General features: G+C 59.8%; 21 protein-coding genes. 8 read left to right on the forward strand and 13 right to left on the reverse strand.

Annotated features, from left to right (window positions below; genetic code table 11):
* Positions 1-3: 3 nt before the first annotated feature.
* From FS819_RS03515 to FS819_RS03535, 5 genes are read right to left on the reverse strand one after another with little or no spacing between them, the layout of a single operon-like run.
* Positions 4-477: a Na+/H+ antiporter subunit E gene (locus FS819_RS03515; RefSeq protein ID WP_156550503.1), complete on the reverse strand. Its 474-nt coding sequence runs from the start codon at positions 475-477 to the stop codon at positions 4-6.
* Entirely contained in the window at positions 474-2078 is a 1605-nt protein-coding gene (locus tag FS819_RS03520; protein ID WP_156550504.1) for a Na+/H+ antiporter subunit D, read from the reverse strand. Before FS819_RS03520 ends, FS819_RS03515 begins: the two co-directional genes overlap by 4 nt.
* Before the next feature lie 50 nt (positions 2079-2128).
* Positions 2129-2506: a Na+/H+ antiporter subunit C gene (locus tag FS819_RS03525; protein ID WP_156550505.1), complete on the reverse strand. Its 378-nt coding sequence runs from the start codon at positions 2504-2506 to the stop codon at positions 2129-2131.
* The gene (locus FS819_RS03530; RefSeq protein WP_156550506.1) at positions 2506-2925 is read right to left on the reverse strand and encodes a Na+/H+ antiporter subunit B; all 420 of its coding nucleotides are present in this window, start codon (positions 2923-2925) and stop codon (positions 2506-2508) included. The genes FS819_RS03525 and FS819_RS03530 overlap by 1 nt, the downstream gene beginning before the upstream one ends.
* The gene (locus FS819_RS03535; protein ID WP_156629844.1) at positions 2922-5300 is read right to left on the reverse strand and encodes a putative monovalent cation/H+ antiporter subunit A; all 2379 of its coding nucleotides are present in this window, start codon (positions 5298-5300) and stop codon (positions 2922-2924) included. The genes FS819_RS03530 and FS819_RS03535 overlap by 4 nt, the downstream gene beginning before the upstream one ends.
* A gap of 304 nt (positions 5301-5604) precedes the next feature.
* On the opposite strand from FS819_RS03535, the gene msrB reads away from it, so the two are divergent.
* The 3 genes from msrB (at position 5605) to FS819_RS03550 (ending at position 7763) form a co-directional block, all read left to right on the forward strand.
* Entirely contained in the window at positions 5605-6033 is a 429-nt protein-coding gene (gene msrB / locus FS819_RS03540; protein ID WP_156550508.1) for a peptide-methionine (R)-S-oxide reductase MsrB, read from the forward strand.
* A gap of 520 nt (positions 6034-6553) precedes the next feature.
* Positions 6554-6919, forward strand: coding sequence for a helix-turn-helix domain-containing protein (locus FS819_RS03545; RefSeq protein ID WP_070167790.1), 366 nt, complete (start codon positions 6554-6556; stop codon positions 6917-6919).
* Positions 6912-7763, forward strand: coding sequence for a DUF6456 domain-containing protein (locus FS819_RS03550; RefSeq protein WP_156550509.1), 852 nt, complete (start codon positions 6912-6914; stop codon positions 7761-7763). Before FS819_RS03545 ends, FS819_RS03550 begins: the two co-directional genes overlap by 8 nt.
* 179 nt (positions 7764-7942) lie before the next feature.
* Here the strand turns inward: FS819_RS03550 and FS819_RS03555 are convergent, their stop codons facing one another.
* Together FS819_RS03555 and FS819_RS03560 are read right to left on the reverse strand one after the other, a co-directional pair.
* Entirely contained in the window at positions 7943-8605 is a 663-nt protein-coding gene (locus tag FS819_RS03555; protein ID WP_156550510.1) for a hypothetical protein, read from the reverse strand.
* A 309-nt stretch (positions 8606-8914) separates the two neighbouring features.
* On the reverse strand, positions 8915-9640 hold the full coding sequence (locus FS819_RS03560) for a TetR/AcrR family transcriptional regulator (protein WP_197434227.1): 726 nt from the start codon (positions 9638-9640) through the stop codon (positions 8915-8917).
* Between the two features lie 198 nt (positions 9641-9838).
* On the opposite strand from FS819_RS03560, the gene FS819_RS03565 reads away from it, so the two are divergent.
* Both FS819_RS03565 and FS819_RS03570 read left to right on the forward strand, forming a co-directional pair.
* Entirely contained in the window at positions 9839-11056 is a 1218-nt protein-coding gene (locus tag FS819_RS03565) for an efflux RND transporter periplasmic adaptor subunit (RefSeq protein WP_234624864.1), read from the forward strand.
* Between the two features lie 3 nt (positions 11057-11059).
* Positions 11060-13003: a MacB family efflux pump subunit gene (locus tag FS819_RS03570; protein ID WP_156550512.1), complete on the forward strand. Its 1944-nt coding sequence runs from the start codon at positions 11060-11062 to the stop codon at positions 13001-13003.
* A gap of 105 nt (positions 13004-13108) precedes the next feature.
* Here FS819_RS03570 and FS819_RS03575 read toward each other — a convergent pair whose 3' ends face one another.
* A complete protein-coding gene (locus FS819_RS03575) occupies positions 13109-14821 on the reverse strand; it encodes a CocE/NonD family hydrolase (RefSeq protein WP_197434226.1) in 1713 nt (570 codons plus the stop codon).
* 257 nt (positions 14822-15078) lie between these two features.
* Between FS819_RS03575 and FS819_RS03580 the strand changes: the two genes are divergently transcribed.
* Entirely contained in the window at positions 15079-15786 is a 708-nt protein-coding gene (locus FS819_RS03580) for a TetR/AcrR family transcriptional regulator (protein WP_156550514.1), read from the forward strand.
* Between the two features lie 77 nt (positions 15787-15863).
* Here the strand turns inward: FS819_RS03580 and FS819_RS03585 are convergent, their stop codons facing one another.
* Both FS819_RS03585 and FS819_RS03590 read right to left on the reverse strand, forming a co-directional pair.
* Positions 15864-16277, reverse strand: a complete 414-nt coding sequence (locus FS819_RS03585; RefSeq protein WP_070167797.1) for a SufE family protein — start codon at positions 16275-16277, stop codon at positions 15864-15866.
* A 124-nt stretch (positions 16278-16401) separates the two neighbouring features.
* Positions 16402-16866: a DUF5330 domain-containing protein gene (locus FS819_RS03590; protein ID WP_156550515.1), complete on the reverse strand. Its 465-nt coding sequence runs from the start codon at positions 16864-16866 to the stop codon at positions 16402-16404.
* A gap of 469 nt (positions 16867-17335) precedes the next feature.
* Here FS819_RS03590 and FS819_RS03595 point away from each other — a divergent pair, with 469 nt between their 5' ends.
* Together FS819_RS03595 and FS819_RS03600 are read left to right on the forward strand one after the other, a co-directional pair.
* Entirely contained in the window at positions 17336-19114 is a 1779-nt protein-coding gene (locus FS819_RS03595) for an ATP-binding protein (protein WP_234624865.1), read from the forward strand.
* Positions 19115-19151: 37 nt separating this feature from the next.
* Positions 19152-20201 carry a peptidoglycan-binding domain-containing protein gene (locus FS819_RS03600; RefSeq protein ID WP_234624866.1) on the forward strand — a complete coding sequence of 350 codons (1050 nt, stop codon included), beginning with the start codon at positions 19152-19154 and terminating at the stop codon, positions 20199-20201.
* Positions 20202-20269: 68 nt separating this feature from the next.
* Here FS819_RS03600 and FS819_RS03605 read toward each other — a convergent pair whose 3' ends face one another.
* Genes FS819_RS03605 through FS819_RS03615 form a run of 3 tightly spaced genes read right to left on the reverse strand, consistent with a single transcriptional unit; the run spans position 20270 to position 25855 of the window.
* On the reverse strand, positions 20270-21637 hold the full coding sequence (locus FS819_RS03605; protein ID WP_156550517.1) for an alpha/beta hydrolase: 1368 nt from the start codon (positions 21635-21637) through the stop codon (positions 20270-20272).
* A gap of 1 nt (position 21638) precedes the next feature.
* Positions 21639-24764: an efflux RND transporter permease subunit gene (locus FS819_RS03610; RefSeq protein ID WP_234624867.1), complete on the reverse strand. Its 3126-nt coding sequence runs from the start codon at positions 24762-24764 to the stop codon at positions 21639-21641.
* Positions 24761-25855, reverse strand: a complete 1095-nt coding sequence (locus FS819_RS03615) for an efflux RND transporter periplasmic adaptor subunit (RefSeq protein WP_156550518.1) — start codon at positions 25853-25855, stop codon at positions 24761-24763. Before FS819_RS03615 ends, FS819_RS03610 begins: the two co-directional genes overlap by 4 nt.

Here is a 25855-nt window from a genome sequence, read left to right on the forward strand (position 1 = left end):
GTGTCATTGGAACGCCTCGCGGATCTTGCGCTCGAATCCCTCGGCAATGTCGCGCCGGGCCGCATCCGGATCGCTGCAATCCAGGGCATGGACATAGAGGATCTTTCGGTCTTCGGATACATCCACCGACAGGGTGCCTGGTGTCAGCGTGATGAGATTGGCCAGAAGAGTGATTTCGAAGTCGCGCTCGACGCTGAGCGGAAAGGCGAAAATACCGGGCTTGATGTCGAGCCCCGGCGACAGGACCATGATCGTTACCTTCCAGGCAGATTTGGCCAGCTCGCTGAGAAACAGCAGCAGCAGGGACAGGATGCGCCACGTTCTGTTGAGATAGGAAACGCCGCCGATCTGCTCGCGCAACACGCCGACCATCGCCAGCGACAGCACGAAACCAAACAGAAGATTATGCAGGCTGGCGCTGCCGGTGACCGCTACCCAGATAATGGCCATCAGCAGGTTGAGGATCAACAGCCTCATGGGCGCGCCTCCGTGGGAAAGACCGAGGTGATATAGGCCGATGGATCGACAAGCCCGACCGCTGCGTCCTGTGAGAGTGCAATCAACGTTTCAGGAAACAGCCCGAACCAGACAATCAAGCCTGCCAGCAGCAGGATCGGCGCGAGGGATGAGCGGGTTGGCGCAGTAAGGATTCCTGGATTGGCTTGGTTGGAATTCACGTCTGATTCGTCCCTGGCCGGTTGTGTCCGCCAGAAGGCCAGCAGGAAGACCCGGGCCAGCGCAATCGTGGTCAGAAAGCCGGATAGCAGGATTGCGCCGGCCATCCACCAGGCGCCGATATCGAGTGCTGCCTTCAACAACATGACCTTTGGCCAGAAGCCGGAAAACGGCGGCAGGCCGCTTGCAGCGAAGAACAGCGCCAGCGCCAGGAAGGAAAAGCCCGGAGCTGCGCGGTAAAGGCCAGACATGTCCTGCAGGGCAAAACTGCCAGTCATCCGCCCGGCTTGGCCGACCACCAGATAGAGCGCTGCCATCAACAGGATCGAGTGCATGGCATAGAAGATCGTCGCGCTGATGCCCTGTACGGCGCCAATGGCGATACCGGCCAGCATGATGCCGATGCCGGAAATGACGACAAAGCCCATCAGCCGGCGGATGTCAGACTGGCCGAGAGCGCCAACCGCGCCCAGAACCATGGTGGCGGCGGCAATCACCCCCAGCACCAGGCTCAGTTGCTCACGCTCAATCGGAAACAGCATCACCACGACCCGCAGCAGGCTGTAGATGCCGACCTTGGTCAGCAGGGCGGCAAACAGTGCCGACACCACGATGCGCGGCGTGTGATAGGAGGCAGGCAACCAGAAATTCAGCGGGAAGGCGGCGGCTTTCATGGCAAAGGCCAGGGCAAACAGCGTGGCCAGCGTCATCAGCGGGGCGGTATCACGCAAACCATCGGCCTTGCGGGCGATATCGGCCATGTTGAGCGTGCCGAAACTGGCATAGAGAAAGCCGATGGTGATCAGAAACAGCGTGGTGGCGATCAGGTTGAGCACCGCATATTTCAGCGCGCCGTCGATCTGTTCGCGCTCTGAACCGAGGATCAACATGCCGAAAGACGAGATCAGCAGCACTTCGAACCAGACATAGAGGTTGAAAATATCGCCGGTCAGGAAGGCACCGGACACCCCGGCCATCAGCACCAGAAGAAACGGATAGAAACCATAGCGGCGACCGGACGTATTGATATCCGTCAGCCCATAGACGCCGCAGGCCAGGGCGACGATGGCAGAGATCAGGGCAAACAGCGCCCCGGTGATATCGACGGTGAAGGCAATGCCGAAGGGCGGCAGCCAGCGGCCCATCATCACCGTTAGCGGGCCATCCTTGATGACCTCGAGCAGCAGCGCCAGATCGATCAGCACCAGCAGGACCAGCGTGGGAAGGGCAATCATCGGCTGAAGGCGGGTGCGATCACGCAGCATCAAGGCCACGGCCCCACCTGCCAGACACAGGGCCACCGGCAGGATGGGCAGCCACTGGGCAAACGTGGTCGGTGTCTGCACCGTGGCAGCGGCCAGGGCGGCAGTCAGAGCCTCGGTATTGGTGGGTGAAACGGCCATGCGGTTATTTTGGTCTTTCGGTTTAAAGCGTTCGTGTTACCGCGAAATCCTCAGTAATCAAGCGGCGGCAAGGGCGGGTTTTTCGGTTCGGCCAGCCGCATGTCGTCGGTATCGTCGGTGTCGAGGTCCTGATAGGCGCGGTAGGACAGCACCAGCAGAAAGGCGAAGAACGAGAAGGAAATCACGATAGCCGTCAGGATCAGCGCCTGCGGCAGCGGATTGGCGGCGGCCATGCTCAGCACGTCCTCACCCTTCATCATGATCGGCGGCACTTCGTGGGTCAGGCGTCCGGCGGTAAACAGGCCCAGATTGACGGCATTGCCGAGCAATACGATGCCAAGCAGCACCCGGACGATATGGCGTGACATGATCAGGTAAAAGGCGCTCGTGGCAAACAGCCCGACCAGCAGGGAGAAAATCGCTTCCATCAGTCACTCTCCCTTTCGCCCAGCGCCAGCGCAATCGAGGTGATCGCCCCGACCACCACCAGATAGACGCCGATATCGAAGCTGGTGACGGTGGCGACCGGCACATCGACGCCGAAAATATGCGGGGTGATCCACAGCACGGTCATGAACGGCACACCTGCGAAGGCCGAGAGGAAGCCGGACAGGCAGGCCATCAGCAGGCCGAAGCCCGCCACCGACAGCGGATGGACGTAAAGGGCGCGGCGCACCGCCTGCACGCCGAAGGCCATGCCGTAGATGGCAAAGCCGGAGGCGGCGATCAAGCCGCCGATAAAGCCGCCGCCCGGCTCGTTATGACCGCGCAGCAGCACGAAAACCGAAAACAGCAGCATCAGCGCAGTGACGACGGGCGCAACGGTGCGAAAGATCAAGCTGTTCATAAGCGCTCTCCCACCTCATGGCTTTCATGCCCCACCCCGGACGGCGAAGCCGTTGGCTTGGGCGCGCGCAGCCGGATCAGCGCCAGGATGGCAAGCCCGGTGATCATCACCACGGCAATTTCGCCCATGGTGTCGACGCCGCGGAAATCGACGATGATGACGTTCACGACATTGGCCCCATGGGCGATGACTTTGGAATAGCTGTTGAAGAATTCCGTCAGGGTCGAATCGAAGGGGATTTGCGTCACCTTCAGCAGCATCAGCGTCAGGCCGGCCCCGGCGGCAAGTGCCACCGTGCCGTCCAGCAGGATCTGGGGTAGGGGCCGGTGATCGGCGGGATGCAGTTTCAGCCGGGTCATCACCAGCGCCAGGATCACCACCGAAAGCGTCTCGATCATGAACTGGGTAAAGGACAGATCCGGCGCGCCAAACAACAGGAAGATCACCGAGATCGCAAAGCCCTGGATGCCGAGCGCGACGATGGCATCCAGCCGGTTGGCGGCCCGCAGCACGCCGTAGAGACCGGCCACGGCAATCAGCAGGAAGGCGGCTTCATGCAGCTCGATCCGCTCCGGCAGCACCGGCCAGGACGGCGCCTCGCCAAACAGCATCATCGGCACCAGGAAAGCGGCGGCAATGGCAATCAGCGTCACGGTAACATAGACATCCAGCCGCCCGCCATGCAGCACATTGGTGATGCGGAAACACAGCCGCACCAATCCGGCCATCAACTGGTCGAAGCCCTGATCGGGGCCGGGGCCGAGCACCTCCAAGAGGTTTGCCACCAGACGGCGCAGCCTGTCGAGCAACATGAACAGCGCCACACCGATGGCGATGGTTAACAGCGATAGAGCCAATGGTACGCCGATATGCGGGACAAGGCCGATGGAAACGGTCACCGTTCTGCCGGTGACGGCGCTAACCATCGGCGAGGAAATCGCCTGGTGAAACGGCCCGGAAAACACCGCAGCACCCAGTCCGACCAAGGCGAGTACCAGCGGTCCCAGCCACAGCAAAGCGGGGCCGTCATGGGCGGGTTTCGGGCTGGTCGCAGCGCGCCCCACAAACGGTTTGAAGGCCAGCGCCAATCCGACGACCATCATCAGCGCATTGCCGACCACGGCGATGGCGGTAAACAGCAGGGCGCGAAGATTGCCCCCTGCCAACGCCTCATAGATTTCTTCCTTGGCGAGAAAGCCGAACAGCGGCGGCAGTCCGGCCATGGACAGCCCGGCCAGCAGCGCCGCCGTGAAGGTAACCGGCATGGCCCGCGCCAGCCCGCCAAGTCTGGTCAGGTCACGGCTACCCGCTTCATGGTCGAGAACACCGGCCACCATGAACAGTGCGCCTTTAAACAGCGAATGGGCGACCAGATAAAGCACGGCGGCAGACAGCGCATGGGGGGAGCCGAAGCCGGTCAGCATCACCATCAACCCCAGCGAGGCGACGGTCGTATAGGCCAGCATCAGCTTGAGGTCTGTCTGGCGCACGGCGATGACAGAGCCGACGATCAGGGTAACGCCACCGAAAAATGGTAGCAATATTTCCCAGGCGGGTGTGGAGCCCAGCACTGGCTGCAAGCGCATCAGCAGGTAAACCCCGGCTTTGACCATGGTCGCCGAATGCAGATAGGCCGAGACGGGGGTGGGGGCTTCCATGGCGTTGGGCAGCCAGACATGGAAAGGAAATTGCGCTGATTTGGTAAAGGCCCCGCCCAGAACCAGCAGCAGGATCGCCAGATAGAAGGGGCTGGCGGTGACCATATTGTTGCTATGCATCAGCATCGACAATTGCGTGACGCCCGACACGTTCCACAGCAGGATCAACCCGGCCAGCAGCAAAAGCCCGCCGCCGCCGGTAATCACCAGCGCTTGCAGCGCGGCACGGCGCGCAGCCGGGCGCTCATGGTCGAAACCGATCAGCAGGAAGGAGGTGATCGAGGTCAGTTCCCAATAGATGAACAGCATCAGGAAACTGTCAGAGATCACCACGCCCAGCATGGCACCCATGAACAGCAGCAGGAAGGACAGAAACCGGCCCTGCTGCGGATGGCCCTTCATATAGCCGCCCGCATAGAGCACGATCAGCGTGCCGATGCCGGTAATCAGCAGCGCGAAGGTCAGGGACAATCCATCGATAAACCAGGAAAAACTGACATTGTAGCTCGGCACCCAGGCATAGCCGCCCGTCACTTCCTCACCGCGGGAGATTTCCGGCAGGAAGCCGAGGAAATGCACGAAGGAAAACAGCGGCAGAAGCGCCAGAACCCACGCCGCCCGGCTGCCAAGGTGCCGTACCAGCCAAGGCGCCAGACAGGCGCCCAGAAATGGCAGGACCAAAGCCAGCAATGTCATACCGGCGGCATGAGCGATCATCTTGTCTCCTGTCGTCTGCAACACGATGGGTCGCGGTCGCACGGGCTATAAAACCTGCAAAAGGCAAGTGCGATTGCGGTTTTTCAATAATCTTATGGTGACACTGACGCCCAAACAGGAATGTTTCGACAGGTCCGCGGCAAATATAAGCATTTTGGCCGGAACGGCCACCCCAAAACCTCGATTATAATGTGGGTTAACAGATCCGTTGGTTCGTCCTGTATCGCACCCTGCTTGCAGCCTGAGGGCGAAACACTATCTATAGGCTTGAAACCCGATAAGCCAGCCAAGTGAGGACGCGACAATGAGCGAGGACAGCATCGACAGCGGTGAAAAGCCCGCAACAGCAGAGCGCAGCGAGGCCGAGTGGCGCGAACAATTGACGCCAGATCAGTATCGAATCCTGCGCGAACATGGCACGGAACGGGCCTTTACCGGACCCTACTGGGATAATTTCGAGCCGGGCCTTTACCGCTGCGCCGGTTGCGACACGCCGCTATTTTACTCCGATACCAAATTCGATGCTGGTTGCGGCTGGCCGAGCTATTTCGAGCCGGTCACGCCTGACGCCGTCACCGAACATCGCGATACGGCTTATGGCATGGTGCGCACCGAAATCCGCTGCGCCACCTGCGGCGGCCATCTTGGCCATGTGTTTCCCGATGGTCCCAAGCCGACCGGCCTGCGCTATTGCATCAATGGTCATTCCATGGTGTTCGAGCAAAAGCCCTGACAGTCCGTCCAAGAAGTGCCGCTGGCCGTCTGCAAATGGCAATTTCTGCGCTTGAATGGTGCAATCGCATTTCCAAACGGAAAACCGCTTCGCACTTTTCCTGGAATGCTTGTACTCACGTACGTTAAGTACGCTCCGTTCCGGTTCTCGAAATCACCATTTTCGCCAGGCCAGCAGCAATTCTTGAACAGACTGTGACACAATTCGTTGTGAGATGAATGTCATGTCGCATAAGCGCATTGCGTTCGAGCAAAAGCGCCTATGCAAAATACCGATGTTCTAACGTGCCGCGTATCAACAGGATGCGCGGCACGTTTGTATATTGCATTTGTTTCTATAGAATCCCCCTGAATTAGCCGGGGCAAACTCACGGCACCGTGGAAAATAATCCTGAATACGCCTGCGGGTTTCAACAAAAATAATAATGAAAACAAAGGATAGAATTTTGGCGACGTGAAAGTACGTTCACAGGGATTGTAGATATTGATATGAATAAAATCCTATATAGGGAGACGTTATCATGTCTGCAATGCCGCTTGAACATCCTGTCCCGGTCAAGGCCTCCAGCAGGCTCCTGTGCCATTCCGTTGCCAGGGTCACGGAGGAAATATTTGTTGTTTTCCAGAGCCCGGCTCTTATGCATGCCGGGCGCCGCCGCCAGCGCTGCCAGATCCGGCAGATCGCCATGTATCTCTGCCATGTGGTGCTGAGCCTGCCGCAACACGAAATCGCCCGCGCGTTCGGCTACGACCGAAGCACAGTATCCTATGCCTGCCATGTCATCGAGGACCGGCGCGAAAATGCGGCCCTCGACCAGTTTCTCAGCGTCCTGGAACGGGTCGTCGCGGTGCTGTCGACGGTGGCCAAGGACGGGCGCGATGCGTAAGCCTGCAAGTCATTCGCCGCAAAAACCGGCATCAGGCAGCATCAAGCCGCTGCTGCGGTTGTTGCGGCTGGCGAGCCGGGGGGTGTTGTTGGAGCCAGCCGGTTCTGGCGAAACCGCGCTGCTGCGGGCTCAGGATGGTGTACTGCTGGGCCGCGTACCCGACGCGCTGTTGCACAAGGCGCTGGCGGACGGTCTGGTCCAACGGAAAGACAATAGGCTGGCCGCGACCTGCGAGGCGGAAAGTTTCCTGAAACGGGCCATGGCCGAGCGCGAAGACGAGATCTTTGCAGGCCAGCATGGGGAGAGGGTGACCGAGACCCTGGTGGAGCCGGATGGCAATCGTTCTACAGTACGGCGCAATCTTGATGACCAGCCGTTTTCGACGGTGGCCCGGCTGCGGGACCGGACTGGCAAGCCCTATCTGCCACCGGAAGCGGTTGCCGCCGGGGAGCGGTTGGCGGCGGATTTCGAGCGCAGTCATTTACAGCCACGCATCACCGCATCCTTCGAGCCGCGCTTGGCGCAAAAGCACAAAGGCGCCCGGCCATCCGGGCCGGATCTGACCGACAGCGCGCTCGCCGCGCGGCTGCGGGTTGGCGAGGCACTGACCGCTTTGGGGCCGGATCTGTCAGGCGTCGCTCTGGATATCTGCTGTTTTGCCAAGGGGTTGGAAACCGTGGAACGGGAGCGGCAATGGCCCGCCCGCTCGGCCAAGCTGATGCTGCGCACAGCCTTACTGGCGCTGGCTCGTCACTATGCGCCGCCATCGGCAAGGACAGCGTCCGGCCTTCGACATTGGGGCGATAGCGATTATCGTCCGCCGTTCTCATGCGTTCCGGGGTGAGGCATCCGTTGACGGAGGTTGTCGGACAGCCAAAACCGGATGACGTTTCCGGCCGTCTCAAGGCTTTATACGAAGAGTCATTGAAAATGACTCTTCGTATTCCCTTTGAAAATATCTCAAGCCTCTGATGTATTTGAGATATTTTCAAGTCGAGAATGCCTCAACATCTTCAAGGTTTATTAAGCGGACCCTCCGCCGGGCAGTTCGAGTTGATTGATGAACTGTTCGGCGAAGTTGCTGAGATTGCCATTATAGTTCGTCAACTGGGCCAGCAGGTCTTCATCCGACATGTCGCTGTCATCGGTGCTGTCAGTAGACGACGATGCGGTGGCGCTATCGGTATCCTCTGTCGAGGAGGTCGATGACGTGGAGGTCTGCGTTGAGCTAGCGCCCGTCGAAGCACCGGCGGACGGTACTGCGAACACTTGCGACAGAAGATCGTCTTCAACGGCGGCGGCGTCCGTACTCGATGCGCTGGCTGTGGTCGATTCAGCCTCAGTGGCTTCAGTGCTTGTCGACGAACCGGCGGTGACCTCTTCGTCTTTTTCCTCGTCTGAACTGGTGCTGCTGGCAGCTGATGCCGAGGTCAGCTGTGACAGCCAGGCCTCGAACGACGTGGACGGATCGGTCGATACGCTTTCGCTTGTATCACTCTCATCCGTCTCCTCGGTGCTATCGCTACCGAAGAGGGCGTTGAGCAGTGTATCATCGCTGCTGCTGCTACTACCGCTGCTGCCGCCCGACAGAGAATCGAACAGACCACCGCTGCCGCTGCTGGATTTTTGCTTCGATGAACTCGATGTATAAGTTGATTGCGATGCATTGCTGCTGGAAACCTGCATGGACCTCTCTCCGTGTGTGACCGTGCCATTCTGCGTCTGTCCTGAAACCGGGTTCGATCGAAGGCCGGTTACGCAACCCCTTAAAATACGAGCGCTTCACGCCAAATGGCGATGATTGCCAGCAATGATCTCCTGGGCCGGGCGCATGATCGTTAAAGGCTGGGTACGCCTGCTGCAAAAGCCGCATCCTGGACCGGTGGCATTCCGGAATGCAGCGCAGCGGGCGTGGGCCCTGTCGCGTTCACCACGGCATCATGCCGTACAAGTGAATAGGTATGATTTATAACCTTTTGTCTTGCGCGAGGCTGATCATTCGCGCCCCCGTTGTGGAAAAAAGCTGTCCTGATCAAGGGAAGGTTTATCCGGATCTGTCAGGCTCTCCAGCATGACGCCACGGGCAAAAATGGCCAGGCAATAGCGCAGGTGGTCGGTGCGTTGACAGTCCTGCGGCATCAGCGGCGAAGGAGAAAAGGCCATGTCCATCAGCATTTGGGCCGCAGACAAAGGATTTTCGATGCGGATGCGTCCCAGCCGGTGCTGAGCGCTCAACCATTCCGCCAGATCCAGTCTTGAACGCTCGATATCCCGGTTAGCAAATGCCTCGGCAAGACCCGACGCTTGTCTGGCATCGCGGAGCAAGGCACGCATGAAAACAGTTCTTCGCTGGTCGGTCGTCTTATCCGTGCCGACATGGAAAATCTGCTCCAGCGTCTCAACGAAAGACAGGTCCTCTTCTGGCGGACGTGGCAAATCCAGCATCAACCGCCGGTGGCGATGCAGAACCTCAACAAAAAGAGCATCCTTGCTGGGAAAAAGCCGGTAAAGCGTCTGTTTGGAGATATGGCAACGGGCTGCGACGAGACCGGTCGTGGTGGCCAGATAGCCTTGCTCGACCAGGCAGGCATAGGCCTGTTCCAGGATGGATTCGCGCCTGATCTCGTCATCCTGGCGCGGCCGTCCCTTGAGGCGAGCCGTGTCCGACTGGTTCGGGGTCGCCGTTTGTTGCCGAAGTTTAATCCTTCCGCTGATTGACACCCTTTGTCCCCTCAGATTATCGGTACTTAAGAGTACTTATAAATTTACCGTCGTCCAGAACCGTCTTTACATTTTCTAACGTTTTGGAAGTCTGGAGAAAATCAGGTCGGCGTCATCTGACCTGAGATAGAAGTTCCAGCAGTTCACACTGCTGAAGGTAGGATTCCAGCGGCTCGCACCGCTGTAGGAAGGATTACAGTGTCGCGTAAACTGTTCGCAGTCGTTGTCATCGTCGTTCTGGTACTTGCCGCCGTTGGCTTCACTCTGTTCAAGCGCTCCGAGGCCAATCCGACCGATGGGCTGCTGCTGGCGGTGGTCAAGCGGGGGGATGTGGAGGAGACGGTGCTTGCTACCGGCATCTTCAAGCCGTCCCGGCTGGTTGCTGTCGGCGCCCAGGTGTCGGGCCGTATCACGGCCCTGCACGTCAAGGTTGGCGACACCATCAAGAAGGACAGCCTGGTGGCCGAGATCGACTCGGTCACCCAGGTCAACGACCTGCGCACTTCAAAGGCCTCGCTGGCCGATATCAAGGCCCAGAAGGAAGAGGCCGAGGCGACCCTGGTCAGCGCTGAACTGGCGCTGGTGCGCCAGCAGAATCTGAGGGCCAGCAATTCCGGCACCCAGGCGGATCTCGAAAGCGCGGTCGCCACCCGCGACAAGACCAAGGCGCAGATCGACAGCCTTCAGGCCCAGATCGTCAAGGCTGAAGTCGCCGTGGAAACCTCAGAGGCTGACCTCGGCTATACCCGCATCACCGCGCCCATGGATGGTACGGTTCTGGCCGTGGTCAACCAGCAGGGCCAGACCGTCAATGCCACGCAATCGGCGCCCACCATCGTTATCCTGGGCGACCTCAACCAGATGATCGTGCGCGCTGAAATCTCCGAAGCCGATGTGGTCAATGTCAGGCCGGGCCAGGCGGTCTATTTCAACATTCTCGGCCAGCCTTCCGTCCGCCACGAGTCGGTGTTGAAATCCATCGAGCCCGCGCCGGAATCGATCACCAGTGACAGCAGCGTCTCGACCTCGTCCAGTTCCAGCTCGTCCAGCAGTTCCTCCAGCACATCGTCCTCGGCGATTTACTATAACGGCATCCTGGATGTCGATAATTCCGACGGCCGTTTCCGCACCTATATGACGGCGGAAGTGCATGTCGTGCTTGGCGCGGCGAAGAATGTGCTGACGGTGCCGGCCTCGGCACTTGGCGCCGGCGTCAAGACCGGCAAGGCCAGCCTGCGGGTTGTGGGGGGCGACAACGCGGTTGCCACCCGAACGGTAGAAATCGGCCTGAATGACGGGGTCAATGCCGAAGTGAAATCGGGCTTGAACGAAGGGGAGAAGATCGTCATCGGCCAGGCCGATCCATCGGCCAAAGCGGCTCCGGGGGGCTTTGGGCCACCACCCGGAGGGATGTGAGCCATGGCCCTGCTCGAGCTGAAGAACCTCACCCGCATCTATCGCTCCGGGGAAGAGGATGTTGCGGTCCTCAAAGGCGTCAATCTCAGCATCAATCGCGGCGAGATGGTCTCGATCATCGGTCCATCAGGGTCGGGAAAATCGACGCTGATGAATATTCTCGGCCTGCTCGATCGGCCAAGCGGTGGCACGTATGAGATCGATGGCAAGCGTACCGACCAGTTGGACAGCGACGCGCTGTCGGCGCTTCGGCGTGAGCATTTCGGCTTCATCTTCCAGCGCTATAACCTGCTGTCAGATCTGACAGCGCTTGGCAATGTGGAAGTGCCAGCGATCTATGCCGGGATTTCGCCTTCGGAACGCCGCAACCGGGCGACCAAAATCCTGGAACGGCTGGGCATGGGCGAACGGCTGCGCCACCGGCCGGGCCAATTGTCCGGCGGTCAGCAGCAGCGGGTGTCCATCGCGCGCGCACTGATCAATGGCGGCGAGGTGATCCTGGCCGATGAACCAACCGGCGCGCTCGACAAGCATAGCGGCGAGGAAGTACTGCGCATTCTCGACGAATTGCATGCCGAGGGCCGCACCATCATCATCGTCACCCACGATCCGGGCGTTGCCGCGCGCGCGGAACGGGTGATTGAGATTGCCGATGGCGAAATCATTGCCGACCGCCGCCAGGACAAGCCAGTGCTGGTGCGTGAAAACACCCTGCCATCCTCGGCCCGGCCGCATCGTTTCCCCGGTCTCGACCGGTTGGGTGAAGCCTTCATGATGGCCGTGCGGGCGCTTGCCTCGCACCGGCTGCGCACCTTCCTGACCATGCTGGGCATTATCATCGGCATCGCCTCGGTGGTATCGGTCGTGGCGCTCGGGGCTGGCACCCAGCAGAAAGTGCTTTCCAATATCAACGGGCTTGGCACCAATACGCTGGAAATTTTCCCCGGCAAGGGGTTCGGCGATACCCGTTCAGGAAAGATCACCACGCTGAAGGTCGGCGATGCCGATGCACTCGCCAGGCTCTCCTATGTTTCTGCCGTAACCCCGACCGTTTCCACCTCAGGCACGGTGCGCTACGGCGCCACCGTGGCCAATGCGCTGGTCAACGGCGTCGGCGATCAGTATTTCACCGCCAAGGGCTCCAAGCTGATGGCCGGGCGGCTGTTCGACCATGCAAGCGTTGTCGCGATGAGCCAGGAGGCGGTGATCGACCAGAATGCCGCAAAGGCGTTGTTTGGCGACGATCCGGCCATGGCGCTTGGCCATACGGTGTTCCTGACCGATGTGCCGGTGCGGATTGTCGGCGTCATCGAGGCCCAGCAGGGCGGCTTCGGTTCGAACTCTAATCTACAGGCCTATTTGCCCTATAGCAGTGTCCAGGCCCGCTTCCTTGGCGATCTGTCGCTGCGCAGCATCACCGTCAGATTGGACGACAGCGTCGATAGTTCCGTGGCCGAAAGTGCCGTCACCACGTTTCTCACGGGCCGCCATGGTGAAAAAGACTTCTTCATCCTCAACACCGACGACATCCGCAAGACGATCGTCAGCACCGCCCAGACCCTGACACTGCTGGTGGCGGCAATTGCGGTGATTTCGCTGATCGTTGGCGGTATCGGGGTGATGAATATCATGCTGGTTTCGGTTTCTGAGCGGGTCAGCGAGATCGGCGTGCGCATGGCGGTCGGCGCGCGTCGTCAGGATATTCTCCAGCAATTCCTGATCGAGGCCGTGCTGGTCTGCCTGATCGGCGGCGGCCTCGGCCTTGGCTTTGCGCTGTCGATCGGCTTTGTCTTTAGTCTGTTGACCAAGGATTTCCAGCTGGTCTATTCCACCACGTCAATGGTGGCAGCCTTCAGCTGCTCGTGCCTTATCGGCCTCGTCTTCGGCTTCATGCCCGCCCGTAATGCCTCAAGGCTCGACCCGGTGGCGGCACTCTCAAAAGATTAGGAATGCGGACCAAGAACTGAGAAGGCGGGGCAAAAGAAAAGCCCCGCCTTCTTGCCGGACCGGCTGGCGGGCCGTCCTGCTACTCTTCGTGCTGCTATTTTTGGTTCACACCCCGGGAATAAAGGGTACGAGCAGTTTCGAGCCGTATTCCCCACCGAAGTGGATGATATGGCGGCCCTTGTTGAGGGTTGGAATAGGCGGCAATTGCGGGAATTCCGGCCTGATCAGCAGATCGGTACCGGTAATCACCAGTTCCAGTGTTTCGCCCGGCTGCCAGCGGATGCCGTAGGGCCAAAAGCCGATTTCGACGGGCACGATCTCCCCCGCCTTCAGCTTGGCCGGAGTGTCATAGGGCAGGAAGGGTTCAAGTTCGGTCGAACGTTTGGGGTCCGTGGCCCGTAGCGAGACGCGCAGGCGGCCATTGGGGCCGACATGGGTGCGGTCCGTCACCACGTGGCTTTCCTGCACCGTTCCGTTGCTGTCGCGCTTCCTGACAAAGGCAAACAGGTCCATGTCGTCATTGCCATCCGCTTCCACCCAGAGCTTCAGGTTGAAGGAACCGGTGAGTTCCGTCAGCTCGTTGAAGGTGATGAAGAAGGAAACACCTTCCTTGTCCGCGACATCGTAGGAAAGGCTGGCGGCCTCCGTCTGGCTTTCGTGGGACAAAACAGGTTTGCCGTCCTTCAGCCCAAGGTGAAGCGCTTTGGTGACCTGACGCGCGAGCGGGAAGGCGACCTCGCTGCGGTTGACGGTATCGCGGTTGCCCGGGTCCATCACAGACAGGCGGACGCGCGGCGTGGCCTCCCAGCCATTATCGATATCTTTCAGGTAGCGATCAAAGAAACGGCGCAGATCATCGACATTCTCGGGGTTGAAATAATCAGTCCATTCATGGGTATTGTTGACCCGCAGCCATTTTTCCGTCGATGAAATGGATGACCAGCCGCGAAATGTGCCGCCCGTGTGCAGAAGATTGGTCCAGGAAGCCACGACATAGGCGGGAACATCAATGTTTTCGAGGACAGGGACCTTGGCCTTCCAATAGTCGTCGAGGAGCGGATGGGTGGCTGACATGGCGGGAATGTCTTCCACCAGACCGTGGCCGGCGAGCCGACCGAAAATGCCCTCGGAGAAAATAATGTCCGGGATGCCGCCACGGCAGTTGGAATCACGATAGATGTCGGCAGCCCCTTCCCAAGGGGCAATGGCTGCCAGATGCGGTGGGCGCAGCGCGGCGACAAACCATTGCGACATTGCCAGCATGGAATTGCCTGTCAGGCCGATCTTGCCGCTCGACCAGGGTTGCTGGCCAGCCCACTCGATCAGGTCGTACTCGTCTTCCGGCTCCTGGCGTCCCCAGGCGTGAATGTCGCCTTCAGAATTACCGGCACCGCGGCTGTCCGGCGCGATGATCACATAGCCATGGGCAACCCAATAGGCCGGTGTTGGGGCTTCGAACTTGTTGAGCCCATCCTCCCAGGCGACAGGCACATCCATGCGTGTCGGGTGTCCGAACAGATCGTTGTTGAGAAAGCTCCCGCGTTTGCCATAAGGGCTCCAGCCGATAATGGCTGGATACTGGCCCTCTGCGACGGGCCTATATATGTCTGCCCTGATCTTCACGCCGTCGCGCAGTGTTACGGCCACATCCCGTTCCACCAGCACATCCGATTGTAGTGGCATACCGCCTTCACGGTGGGTGCTGCCCTTTTTGAGAATGAAACTGCGCTCATCCACCCGATAATTGGTGGAGTTCTCATTGACCACAGCTTTCCTGAAAATAACGTCGATTCCGTCTAAGTTTTTGGTAATATTCATGTTTTCCTCCATATGGTGCCGGTCCTCCTGTGCCTTGGCCCAAAAAGCGCCAAGGCTTCAGGTTCCGGCCTCCTCCCAGTGACCGCCAGTTCATGTCCTGCATCGTGTGCATCTGCACACGACAGGAAACACCCGGAGGTTACGCCATTTATATAAAAATACAACGTGTGTTTAATATTTTTATAGGCTGTCGTTATTGACGCCCTGTTCGGTCACGGGGCAAAAGATCAGTCAATGGCCTCATCGATGAAGCAGACATGACCATGAGCGACGAGCAACCAGCCAAGATGAAGCCGACCCGGGTCGGCAGGCCCCGGTTGGGCGCGGAGGTTGGCCGTGAGGCAATTCTCTCGAAAGCCATTCATGCGTTTGGCCGCCAGGGCTTTGACGGGGTCAACCTGCGGGACCTGGCAAGGCAGGCCGGGGTCAATATTGCGCTGGCAAATTATCACTTCGGCTCAAAAGCCGCCCTATGGGAGGCATGTCTTGAACGCATGAACCTGCGCGCAGCACCCTGCATCAGCGCCTTGCAGGCCATTTCGGCGGCCCCTTTGGCCTACTCGCAGAGAATGGCGGATTTCTATGCCACCTTCATCCGCTTCAATGCCGACCTGCCGGATTATGGCCTGTTCATTCTCCAGGAGATGGTTCAGGAAGGCCCGCGCCAGGAACAGGTGAAAGCCTCGCTGATCGATCCTTTTCACGATGCGACGGTGCCGCTTCTCTTGGAAGGAATGGACCTGGGACTGGTCCACCGGCAGGATGCATCCCTGCTGTTTTTCACCCATTCCATCACCATTTCGCACGTTCTGGCAGGCCAGGGTACAATGGCATTCTATCTCCAGCCTGAGGGCCGCAAGGAGCAGACGATGAAGGATATTCTGGCAATGATCATCCGTTCCGCAGCAGGCGTACTGACGGCCGAATTCGAACTGGCAATCGCATCGGCCAATCCACCGGCATAAATTTTATGATGCGGCAATAAAGATAGTGGCAAGCGGGTAGGGCGGCTTTTATGGCCTTGGCAGCACCGGCAGCCCACTCAGGCCCGCGCCACAGCCTCGCCCCTGATCCGTTCCACCATGGAGCGCAGGCCGTTGGCGCGTTGGGCGGAGAGGTGTTCGATCAGGCCGAGCTTGCCAAACAGGTCGAGGGCGTTGAAGCCTGCGACTTCTGAGGCTGTTTTGCCGGAATAGGCTGATAGCACGATGGCGACCAGGCCCTTGACGATATGGGCATCGGAATCGCCTTCGAAGGTCAGGATCGGGTCCGGACCTTCGCCCGCCTTCGTTACGAGCCAGACCTGACTGGCACAGCCCTTGACCTTGTTGTCAGCGATACGCTGCTCTTCCGGCAGGTCAGGCAGTGCCTTGCCCAGTTCGATAACGTAGCGGTAGCGGTCTTCCCAATCGTCGAGATAGGCGAAGTCGTCGATAATCTGGTCGATGGGCGTCATGGGAGGGTCATCCAGGCGGTTTTTCGGGTGTTTTGGGTGGCTTCCGATGATGGTTTTGGAAGCCGCTCGAGGCCATATAGGCCTTTCCCATACGGAAATGAACCGGCTGCGCGGTAAAAATCACTCAACCTGCGGGTTTCGGCCTTGGTCTTGGTACGGTGATGGTCAGGGGCACGCCATTGCCAGCGGCAGAGACCGTACCGGTGACCATATGGTCTTCGCTGGCGGCAGCAGGGGCGGCGATTGCCGCTTCCTTGACGCTGCCATGGGCTGGCGCCGCATCGGCGCTGATGGCCTGATGATCCTCTCCGGTGCCAAACTGACGGTTAAGCAATTGATAAGCGACCAGCGCACCTTCACGCGCCCGGATTCCGATGGCCTGAAGCGTCTGGCCGCCCTTTACGCAGACATCGGGCTTTTCCCCGCAGAGGCCGGAAACGTAATCATAAGCGCCTGATGCGGCCGAAACGGCGTTTGCCAGCTCGAATTGCGGTGCAGATGCAGAACCATCGCGCGGCGCGCCGCCCAGATAGGACAGGGCGACCAATACCAGCGTAAACCAGAATGCTCCCTTGATCAGAAACCACATGACCGCTTATCCGTCTCGTTCTGCGACATTTTTTCGTCTGTCGCGTCGGTTGCGCCGGTCGTATGGCCGGGCTGCTGCGAAACAGACTATGATTCGCGCGGAAATATCGCTTTGCAAAACATAATCGGATTTTCTGCGTATTTTCATAAAATGCGCTCTTTCCGCATTTGAACCACATTCTAGTCAAAGTTTAACGACTGAGGTTAAGCATAATTGCGGCAGAACCCTTCTGTTCCCGGGCTTTTTCATTCTACCAACCGCCACAGATATTAACGTGATGCGGAAAAACATGCAAAATCCGTTGCTTACGCCACGTTAACCATGTTTTCGAAAGCTTCTGACCCCTGTCCCTTTCCGAGACGGAAACACCGGTTTAGGCGGGTTTGCAGCTTTCCCTTTATCTTTTCCTTAAGGCGGCGACCTCTATTGTTTGGTCAGTAAAGAGGACCGCAAGTCGCGGAAATTTGGCGTGTTGGTATTGAGTAAAATCGCTGATCGGGCAAAGACCCTTCTCGACGAAGCCGTGACCCTGGTGGTGACGCGCATCGGCGCGGAAGCCTCGCCGTCTCGCGCCGAAGTTGCGGCGGCGCGCTGCGTGGTCCTGGCCTGCCTGCCCGCTCTGGTCCTCGTGCCGCTCACCCTGTCCTTCTTTCAAGGTGTCGCCGTGGCCCTGCCGCTCGGCGTTGCTATTGTTGCCGGCCTGTTTCTGATCGCCGTGGTCGCCGCCTTGTGGCTGGCGCGCCTGTCGGCTCGCCAGCCGGTCATCCGCCATTCGCTGGACACGAGCGCTTCCATCGATCTGTCGCTGTTTCCCGGCATGGTTTTCACTCTCGATGCCCAGGCGCGGGTAGAGACCGTCGGCGGGCGCGATGCCCGTGATTTCCTGCCTTTCCTGCGCAATCCGCTCGGTCGTCCTTTCATCGATCAGGTGCATGTCACCGACCGTATCGCTTTCGTGCGTGCCTTTGACGCCCTGCGCCAGGGCGAGGATATTGGCCGTGTGCAACTGCGGCTTGCCCGCCCGACCGGTCATATTGAAGGCGTCAAGGGTGAGACCGGCGAAGGTCAGTATAGTGAAACTGCGAGCGATGAGGCTGCCGATGGCACGCTGATGGCGGTTGGCCTCGACATGGCCGTGCGCCGTGACGAACGCGGTGGCATTGCCGGGATTTTCGTACAGATGCTTGATTGCCGCGAGCAACAGCAGATGGCGCAGCGGCTGGTCAAGCTCGATGCCGATCTGCAGACGGCCAACGAAGCGAAGTCGCGCTTTCTCGCCGCCGTCAGCCATGAATTGCGCACGCCGCTGAATGCCATACTCGGCTTTTCCGATATTCTGATGGGCGATTATTTCGGCCGGATGGAAGATGAGCGTCACCGCGAATATGTGCGGTTGATCCGCCAATCCGGCGGCCATCTTCTGTCGGTGGTCAATACCATGCTCGACATGTGCCGCATCGAGGCCGGGCGCTACGAATTGCTGGTGGAGCCGTTCTGCCTTGCGCAGACCATTCACGACTGTGAAAACATGCTGGCCTTGCAGGCCCAGGAAAAAGGCGTCAAGCTCACCAGCCGTATCGGCCGCGATGTGAGCGAGCTGACCGCCGATCCGCGTGCGGTGCGCCAGATCCTGATCAATCTTGTTGGTAACGCCATTAAATTCACTGAGCCGGGTGGCGTTGTTACCGTGGATGCGGCACGTTTCGGCAAGGATCTGGTGATCTCTGTCAGCGATACGGGTATTGGTATCGCCCAGGATCGCATCCTTCTGCTCGGCCAGCCTTTTGTTCAGGTCGATAGTGATTATAACAGGAAATTCGACGGCGTTGGTTTGGGCCTGTCGCTGGTCAAGGGCCTCGTTGCCCTGCATGGCGGGACATTCCTGTTGACGAGCCGTGTGGGCGAGGGGACTGTTGTTTCCATCACCCTGCCAATCGACGGATCGGGCATTGCCCGGGTTCAATCCACAGGCGAAAGCCGTCAGATCGAATTTCCGCCACGCTTGCCCGTCAGTGAAAGGCAGCCTGCTCGCGAGAGGCTCGATGGGGCAATGAGCATGAATATGGTGGGCGACAGCGGTGCGCTTGGTGAGGGGCTTGCCCCATCGCCGCGGCATCACCAGATGGACGGCGTCTCTTTTGAAGGGAGCACAGGGCAAACGCATGAGCGGCAGGGTAGCGGGCAGCCGGGCCAAAGGATGGGCCAGCAAAAGGATGTGAATGACGACGCGAAAGCGAAAATCGCCTGATAAAAGAAAACCGGCCCGCAAGGAACCGGGATTTCTGATGCTGGCCGCTCGAGCGTCCGTGCGCATCTGCGCGCGCAATCCAGCTCGGTTCACCAGCACGGTCGGCTTTGTCGTAGTCATGGGTTTCGTTGCGGCCAACGCTTTCTGGTATCAGCCGGGCCGGCATCCGTCTCCCTTCCTGCGCACCCGCGATCCGCATGATTTTACCGCCATGCTGGGGCTGAACAGCAACCATTCCCTGAAACCCGACCCTGATGACGTCACCACGTTCCGTATTCAGCGCCAGACAGCGGAAAACACCCCTGTTGGCACAGCGCCCGGCAGCGGTGGTTCAGCAACAGGTGTGTTGCAGGCCGCGGAGCCTGGCGCCGACCAGCTGACTGTTGGCATTCAGGCGCAGCTCATTCGCCTGGGGCTTTACGATGGCGTGGCCGATGGCAAACGGGGACCCCGAACCGATGCGGCGATCAGCGCCTATCAGCGGCGGATCGGCATGCCGGTGACTGGCGCGCCCAGCGATGACCTGCTGGCAGCGCTGAGCGTCGATCAGAAATCACCTGCGGTTGCGGCCCCCAAGGGGAGTGCACCGCCAGTGCGCCCTATGGAACGGCCAGTTCAGGTCACGGCGACAGCGGATGATGCCATCGATCCCGTAGCCGCAGCCATTCGCAATGCGGAAAAGACCGTCACCACAGCGCGGTCCGCGCCCTCACGGTTGCCCACGGCAACACCCGTGTCGACCGCCTCGGCCTCCTCGGGCAAAACCCAGTCCGGTGCGCTGACCAAGGCTGCTACGTCGGCAAATACGCCAGTGCCACAAGCACCTGTTGCCTCTGCCAGCCTTGTCACGACGGGTGCCAATGGGGCCGGTGCCAATGGGACTGGTGCAAGCGGGGAAGCAAGCCTGATCATGGATATCCAGCGCGGCCTGATCAATATCGCTTATACCGATATCAGCGTGGACGGCGTGGCTGGCGACAAGACCAAGGCTGCCATCCGCCATTTCGAGCGCCATTATCGCCTGCCGGAAACCGGCGAACCGAATATGGCGGTGCTGAAAAAGCTGAAATCCATTGGCGCTTTGTAAACGGCTTTCGCCAGCATTTGCGTATATCCTAACGCAAAACCGGTTTCCATCTTTCCCTAAAGTAAACGCTAATAAGCGATTTTTCCGTCTATCAGCGGTTTCTGCCCCGACGAAAATTCCTGCTTGAGCGATTGACGTGCATCGCTGCTGATCACCGCCATGGGAGCGGTGACGACGGTGCGGGCCGCGGAACCGGCCAGATTGGCTGTGCCGATTGCCACCAGGCCGACCCGATCGCCCAAGGTGGTTTGGCCGCCTTCCATGGATTGGCCAGCGATGTTCTTGCCCAGATTGCGGATGATCTCCGGACTGTCGGCAAAGGCCGTGTGGCCGAGCGGATCGTGGCTATCGACGCTGCTGGTGTCGATGGCGGTGATGCCGAGCGCTTTCAGGTCACCAGCCAGCGGCTGCAGGTCGGCCTGGCTCATGCCGCCGACCCGGTTGACGCCGCCCGACAGCCATCGCGACACGGACAAGGCCTTGTCTTTGTTGGAGGTGAAGATGGTGAAATGCGGCCGTTTGGTCCCCATTTCGATCAACTGGCGACGAAATACATCGACATCGATATCCGGCGAGGCCAGGATGACATTGTTGACCTTGCTTGGAACTGTTCCGGTGCGCATCGCCACGCCGCGCAACGCTTCCATGGTCAACCAGGTGCCCATGGAATGGGAAATAATCGTCACATCGCCGACATTAGGATTCTTCGCGGCTTGCAGGATCAGGTCTTCCAGCGCCCGCCGGGAATAGGTGGTGCTTTCCTTGTCGTAGAGATAGTCGAACACACTGCCGCGCGACGGCCATGTGAACAGGATCGGGGATGCGTCCGTGCCGGAATCATGGATGATCTGGGCAAAGCGGAAAACCGCATCCGAATACGTATTGTTAAAGCCATGCACGAAGATCACGGCCTGGCGTTTCTTGTTACGGGTCGCGTTGAACCACCGCAGGGCCTCGGCTTCCGTCGGCACTTTATCGGCCTTCAGCACCGCGAAATCATGTTCCGGGTTGGGGGGCACACGGGAAGGCCACTGCACTTCGCCTACCTTGCGGTTGCGCTCCGGAGGGATGGAAACGACCACATTGTTCACCGAGATCGCTGTGCCGCGATCACCGGAGTAAAGCAGGCCGGGATCGTCCGCCGGTTTGCGGGTGGTGAACACCAGCATGTTCACCTGGCTGGCGTCGCTGGCAACCGGCACAGGCTTCAGCACGCTTTCTGGCCTGCCCGCGCAACCACCCAGCACGAGGACGATCACTAAGGGAATGACGGCATGTCCCGCAAAAGCAGGACTGGATCCTGCCAGTCCGCTTGCGGCCGACCCAGATGCCGCCAGCCTAGATGTGGAAGCAGAAGGCGTGAGGGCATATCCACGCTTCAAGAGAGAGCGGGCGTGTTCCCGCTTCCTGTTCTTGAGCCAGCCGAGGGTCGACATCCTATTTCTCGGCTCCGATAGCATTGTTGTCGGGGGCTCCGTTGTTGTGATCATGGGTATCGGGGACGTGGCTGTCGTGCGCCTGGTTTTTCTCCGGCTTGATCCGGAACCAGGTGATGTAGAGCGCGGGCAGGAACAGTAGGGTCAGCACCGTTCCGACGACGATGCCACCCATCATGGCAAAGGCCATCGGTCCCCAAAAGATCTGTCGCGAGATCGGGATCAGCGCCAGGGTTGCTGCGGCGGCGGTTAGCATGATCGGGCGCATCCGGTGTTCGGTGGCCTCGACCACGGCCGCAAAGGCCGCGACGCCCGATTTTCGCAGGTCCTCGATCTGCACCACCAGGATGACAGAGTTTCGGATCAGGATGCCGATCAGCGCGAGCACGCCGAGCAGCGCCACAAAGCCAAGGGGTGCGTTGCTGGTGAGAAGCGCGATCACCACGCCGACCAGTGCCAGCGGGGCGACGGAAAACACCAGGAACAGCCGGTGGAAGCTCTGCAACTGGATCATCAGCAGCGTTGCCATGATGAACAGCATCAGCGGTGCTACCTGGATGATCGGCCCCTGCGACTTGTTGCTCTCCTCGACCGCGCCGCCGATATTGACGGCATAGCCTGCCGGAAGCGCCTTGGAGAATTCGGTGACTTTGCCGCTCAGCGCGTTGACGATGGTCGCGGGCTGGGTGGGGCCGTTGACGGCGGCCTCGATGGTGATCGTCGGCGTGCGGTCGCGCCGCCAGATGGTCGGCTGCTCCAGTTCGTAATGGAAGGTGGCGACGGATGACAGCGGGATCGACTGGCCGTTGCTGCTCGGCAATTGCAGATCGACCAGCGTTTCGACGGAACCGCGATCCTTCTTTTCGGCACGGCTGACGACATCGATCAGGTAGATGTCGTCACGAACCTTGGTGACGGTCGATCCCTCGACCACCCTGTTGAGGGTCTGGGCGATGTCTTCGGAGGTGACACCGAGCTGACGGGCCTTGTCCTGCAACACATCCACTTTCAGCACCCGGGCCGGTTCATACCAGTTGAAGGCGATATTGGTGAGCAGCGGATGGGTGCCGACAATGGCGGCCAGCTTGCCCGCATAATCGCGCACCTTCTGGATGTCGGGGCCGGACACACGGTATTGCACCGGCTTGCCGACCGGCGGTCCGATATCCAGCAGCTTTACATAGGCATCGGTGCCGGGGAATGTCTGGCTCAGATAGGCCTGGAACTGCTGGCGCAGCTTGTCGCGCACGTCCAGACCCTTGGTGACGACGACCATCTGACCGAAGGTAATATCATCCGGCTGCACGTCGAAAGACAGGATGAAGCGCGGCGCACCGCGGCCGACATAGGTCGACCAGTGGTCGATATCCGGGTTATTGGCCAATTGCTCCTGTTCGAACTTGGCCATCTGCCGGTTGGTTTCGTCGATGGAGCTGTTTTGCGGCAGGTTCCAGTCGACGATCAGTTCCGGGCGGTCGGAGCTGGGGAAGAATTGCTGCTGCACATGGGTCATGCCATAGAGCGACAGGGCGAAGGCGCCGATCGTCGCAACGATGGTCAGCCAGCGCCAGCGCAGGCAAAAGTGGAGCATGCTGGCAAACAGCCTGGCAAACCAGCCCTTGTGGTCGGCATGCTTCTTCATGGTTTTCGGCAGCATGGTGACGCCCAGAAGCGGCGTGAACAGCACAGCCACCACCCAGGACACCACCAGCGACACGGCGATGACGACGAACAGCGAGAAGGTGAATTCGCCTGCATTGCTGTTGTTCAACCCAACGGGAATGAAGCTGGCGACGGTGACGAGCGTTCCCGTCAGCATCGGGAAGGCGGTCGAGGTATAGACATGGGTGGCGGCCTTGCGCAGGCTATCGCCCACTTCCAGCCGCGCCACCATCATTTCCACGGCAATCATCGCATCATCCACCAGAAGCCCGAGCGCGATGATCAAGGCGCCGAGCGAGATGCGTTGCAACGATATGCCAGCATATTGCATGAACAGGAAGGTGATCGCCAATACTAGCGGGATCGAGATCGCAACCACCAGTCCGGCGCGCAGGCCAAGGCTGATGAAGCTGATGGCCAGCACGATGACGATTGCCTCGAACAGCGCATGGGTGAAGCTGGAAACCGCTTCCTCTACCACCGCCGGCTGATCGGCGACCCGATCGACGGAAACGCCGACCGGCAGGTCCTGGATGACGTCGGCCATGGTCTTGTCCAGCGCCTTGCCGAAATTCACCAGATTGGCACCGGCCTTCATGCCGATGGCAAGACCGATCGCGGGCTTGCCATTGACCCGGAACATGCTGGTCGGTGGATCGGCATAGCCCCGGCTGATGGTGGCGACATCGGTCAGCGGAAAGAACCGGTCGTTGACCTTGAGATTGATCGACCGCAGGCTGTCTTCCGAAATAAAGCGCCCGCCGACCCGAAGCGCAATCCGCTCCGGCCCGGCATCAATGAAGCCTGACTGGGTAACTGCATTCTGGGCCTGAAGCGTGGCGATGATCGCCGATTGGTCGATGCCGAGGGCGGCAATCTTGCGGGTGGAAAATTCGAGATAGATCGCCTCGTCCTGGGTGCCGACAATGTCCACCTTGCCAATATTGGGGACAGTCAGCAGCTTGGTGCGCGCGCTCTCGACCAGATCGCGCAATTGCCGATGGGTCAGGCCATCGCTGGTGAAGGCGTAGATATTGCCGTAAACGTCGCCGAAACGGTCGTTATAGAACGGTCCGACGACGCCGGAGGGAAAGTCCCCCTGGACGTCCTGGACCATGTTGCGCACGCGAAGCCAGGTAGCGGGCACGTCGCGGGCCTTGGTCGTATCCAGCAGGTTGACGAAGACGATGGTCTGGCCAGCCGTGGTGATCGACTTGGTATAGTCGAGCGACTCCAGTTCCTGGAGCTTCTTCTCGATCCGGTCGGTGATCTGCTGGGTGACCTCCTGGGCAGAGGCACCGGGCCATTGTGCCTGGATCACCATGGTCTTGATGGTGAAGGACGGGTCTTCCTCACGCCCAAGGCCGATATAAGCGAGCACGCCGGCCAGCGAAAACACAATCATGAAGTACCAGACGAGGGAGCGATGTTCGAGCGCCCAGTCCGACAGGTTAAATTTCTTCACGGGCGCGGCTCCTCATCGGTCTTGATCTTTTGTCCCTCGGCAAGCTGGTTGGCGCCAGCGACGGCAACCTGCTCGCCCTCCTTCAATCCGGACAGGACCTTTACGCGGGTGCCGTCGATAGTGGCGTCGTCCAGAACGACCTTGCGCAGGGCGACCGAGGCATTGGCCCGGTCGATCACCCAGACGCCAGTCGCGCCGTCTTTCCTGAGGATGGCGGTCAACGGCAGCAGGATGACGCCGTCTTCTTCATCACGGCTTGCGGTCGCGGTTACAACGGCGCCGAGTCGAAAGACCTCGGGGGCATCGTTGATGGCAATCTTCAGCCGGTGGGTGCGGGTTTCCGCATCGGCTTCCGGGCCGATCTCGCGCAGCGTGCCGATGGCCTGTTTGGTGGGGTCGAGCTGTAGCGCTACGCTGAACTTCGTGCCTTCCTTCAGCGCGCCGATCCGTCCTTCCGGGACATCGACGATCACGTCGCGCTGGTCGAGCCGTGCGACTTTCATCACCGTCTGCCCGGCGGTCACCGTCTGCCCGACTTCGACCGATACCGAGGTGACGACGCCGTCGAATTCCGCCTGTAGCCGCGCATACCCCAATTGCTCGCGGGCCTTGTCCAGCTTGGCCTTGGCCTGGTTGAGACTTCCCTCGGCCGATTTCAGGCCCTGTTCGGCCACTTCGAAATCGGCGACGCTGCCGGCATTGATGGTGGCGAGCGTGCGGCGGCGCTTTTCGGTGATCTGCGCATTCTCATAGGCCGCCTGGGCATTGCGCAGGTCGGCCTCGGCGCTGTTGACGGCAAATTGCAGCGCCAGCGGATCGATTTCGGCAACCACGTCACCCTTGTGAACGAGATCTCCGACTTCGGCCTTGCGCAGGATCACCCGGCCAAGCGTGCGAAAGGCGAGGTCGGTCTCGACCCGCGCCTGGACGACACCCGCAAAGCTGACCCCCGACAGGCGCTCGGCCTTGATGGTTATCGAGCGGACAGGACGTGGCCCGGCGGCCTGCTGGTCGTCCTTCTCGCTGCAACCGGCGGAAAGCGCCAGGGCAAGCAGAAAGGGAAGGGTGATGATGGGACGGTAGAGGCGCAT

The organism is Allorhizobium sp. Av2, from assembly GCF_021462805.2.
Classification (GTDB): domain Bacteria; phylum Pseudomonadota; class Alphaproteobacteria; order Rhizobiales; family Rhizobiaceae; genus Allorhizobium; species Allorhizobium vitis_G.

Bases quoted from the DNA above. Each gene is read 5' to 3' on its own strand.
- FS819_RS03585 (WP_070167797.1), bottom strand. From the start codon at position 16,277: ATGACGCCCATCGACCAGATTATCGACGACTTCGCCTATCTCGACGAT.
- FS819_RS03615 (WP_156550518.1), bottom strand. From the start codon at position 25,855: ATGCGCCTCTACCGTCCCATCATCACCCTTCCCTTTCTGCTTGCCCTG.
- FS819_RS03545 (WP_070167790.1), top strand. From the start codon at position 6,554: ATGTCTGCAATGCCGCTTGAACATCCTGTCCCGGTCAAGGCCTCCAGC.
- FS819_RS03550 (WP_156550509.1), top strand. From the start codon at position 6,912: ATGCGTAAGCCTGCAAGTCATTCGCCGCAAAAACCGGCATCAGGCAGC.
- FS819_RS03535 (WP_156629844.1), bottom strand. From the start codon at position 5,300: ATGATCGCTCATGCCGCCGGTATGACATTGCTGGCTTTGGTCCTGCCA.
- FS819_RS03520 (WP_156550504.1), bottom strand. From the start codon at position 2,078: ATGGCCGTTTCACCCACCAATACCGAGGCTCTGACTGCCGCCCTGGCC.
- FS819_RS03580 (WP_156550514.1), top strand. From the start codon at position 15,079: ATGACCATGAGCGACGAGCAACCAGCCAAGATGAAGCCGACCCGGGTC.
- FS819_RS03600 (WP_234624866.1), top strand. From the start codon at position 19,152: ATGCTGGCCGCTCGAGCGTCCGTGCGCATCTGCGCGCGCAATCCAGCT.
- FS819_RS03525 (WP_156550505.1), bottom strand. From the start codon at position 2,506: ATGGAAGCGATTTTCTCCCTGCTGGTCGGGCTGTTTGCCACGAGCGCC.
- FS819_RS03590 (WP_156550515.1), bottom strand. From the start codon at position 16,866: ATGTGGTTTCTGATCAAGGGAGCATTCTGGTTTACGCTGGTATTGGTC.
- FS819_RS03570 (WP_156550512.1), top strand. From the start codon at position 11,060: ATGGCCCTGCTCGAGCTGAAGAACCTCACCCGCATCTATCGCTCCGGG.
- FS819_RS03575 (WP_197434226.1), bottom strand. From the start codon at position 14,821: ATGAATATTACCAAAAACTTAGACGGAATCGACGTTATTTTCAGGAAA.
- FS819_RS03530 (WP_156550506.1), bottom strand. From the start codon at position 2,925: ATGAACAGCTTGATCTTTCGCACCGTTGCGCCCGTCGTCACTGCGCTG.
- FS819_RS03605 (WP_156550517.1), bottom strand. From the start codon at position 21,637: ATGTCGACCCTCGGCTGGCTCAAGAACAGGAAGCGGGAACACGCCCGC.
- FS819_RS03515 (WP_156550503.1), bottom strand. From the start codon at position 477: ATGAGGCTGTTGATCCTCAACCTGCTGATGGCCATTATCTGGGTAGCG.
- msrB (WP_156550508.1), top strand. From the start codon at position 5,605: ATGAGCGAGGACAGCATCGACAGCGGTGAAAAGCCCGCAACAGCAGAG.
- FS819_RS03555 (WP_156550510.1), bottom strand. From the start codon at position 8,605: ATGCAGGTTTCCAGCAGCAATGCATCGCAATCAACTTATACATCGAGT.